General features: G+C 57.4%; 1 protein-coding gene. It reads right to left on the bottom strand.

Features of this window, described 5'->3' with window-relative positions; genetic code table 11:
* Positions 1 to 64: 64 nt before the first annotated feature.
* On the bottom strand, positions 65 to 1,585 hold a 1,521-nt coding region (locus tag OKB81_RS19545; RefSeq protein WP_270805395.1), incomplete at its 5' end, for a DNA primase family protein.

Below are 1,585 nucleotides of genomic sequence, written 5' to 3'. Positions count from 1 at the left end.
CCTTTGTTGGCGGGCAAAACGGGAAAGTCAAAAACGGCAGAGGGGCCCGCAGGCCCCCCATTCGTCATACTGTGTAGTTCGCTCCTGTCTCCGGCTGCTCTCGGTGGGCTGAGACCGTCATGTCAGCCATCTCGCTATCGAGCAGGGTCAACCCGATGATGGTGTCATTGCTCTTATAGCGGGGGATCAGATAGCCCTTTTCTAACAGCTTCTTCTTGAGGGCCAGCCTCTTCATGACCCATTCACCGTTCTGCTGTGCCCAGCGGCTGTAGACTGCGTAGACCTCGCTCATGAGCACTTTGGCCCCTGCTCTGGCCTGGGTGCACTCATCAAGGAAGCAGCCGACCATATCCGACTCGGCACGGTAGGTCTCGACATCCTGCTTGAGACGAGCAGGAATTGATGCCTTGAGCCTCTGGTCTTGCCACATCTGGCAGCCCTGGATGGCCCAGTTCAGAATGCCGGGCATCTCGGCCCGCAGCTTCTCCATCAGCATTGGGTCCAGCTGTTCCTTCGTGAAGGAGGCATTGAAGGGCAGCATCAACATCCGACGCCACATACCATTGCTGGTATCGCGGATCTCGGGCTTGTGGTTACCCACCATAACCAGAGAGAAGGATGGGCGGAACTCCATCTCTTTCTTGGCGTAGGGAGCACGAGCGACAATCACATCATCCCCCGTCATGGCCTTCACCAAGTTCTCATCCATACGGGCCCCCTCAGGCAGCTCGTTGGCGACCACGAGACGTGCATCCACCAGCTTGGTCAGGGACGGGTTCGGCCCAGTATTGCCGTTGCGGTTGAACAGCAAGACGTTACTGTTGATCTGCCGACTGAACTCTCCCAGCAACTGCTGAATGACCGACATGAAGGTACTCTTGCCGTTGCAGCCGCCTCCGTAGAGGAAGAACAGGAGCTGTTCGTCGGTGCGGCCGGTGATCCAGTAGCCCACACAACGTTGCAGGAAGGCCGCATACTCGGCATCGCCACAGCAGATCTCGCCGATGAACTGCTCCCATCGCGGGCAGACAGCAGCTGGGTCGTAGACCACCGGGCTATGGTGGGTCATCATGAATGCCCGTCTCGGTGCCAACAGGCGACCCGACTTCAGGTCGATGACACCGTTCGCCGTGCCCAACAGCATCGGATTGGCGTTCAGCTCGTGCAGTCTTGCCGTCATCATCGGCTTGGCCAGTTCCAACATGTTCTGAATGCCAGCCCGGTTAAGGCTGCTAGAACCGTGTCTGAGCACTGCATAAGCCCAAGACAGCTCCTCTTTCTTGCACGCCTGCTTGATCAACATCTGCCCGATTTCCTGGATCTCTTTGCCCACGGTTTGAGCAAGGATCATGGGCGTCAAGTCATTCTGGGTCCAGTGCGTACCATCGAAGTAGATAAAGCCACCTAACTCAGGGACGAACTTCAGGTTATGCCCGTGCATCTGCACGAACCGTTCAGCGTTGGCCGAATCGTTGAGCTCGTTTTCAAAGATGGCTGTACGTGGCATGACCTTGACGACTTCCGGCTGCTGATCATCGTCCTGAACGGCTTCGGCTTCGGCTTCGGCTTCGGCTTCGGCTTCGGC

Source organism: Aeromonas sp. QDB56, assembly GCF_027705505.1.
GTDB lineage: Bacteria > Pseudomonadota > Gammaproteobacteria > Enterobacterales > Aeromonadaceae > Aeromonas > Aeromonas caviae.
The sequence above is the reverse complement of the archived record's forward strand: the minus strand, read 5'-3'. Positions and strand labels throughout refer to the sequence as shown.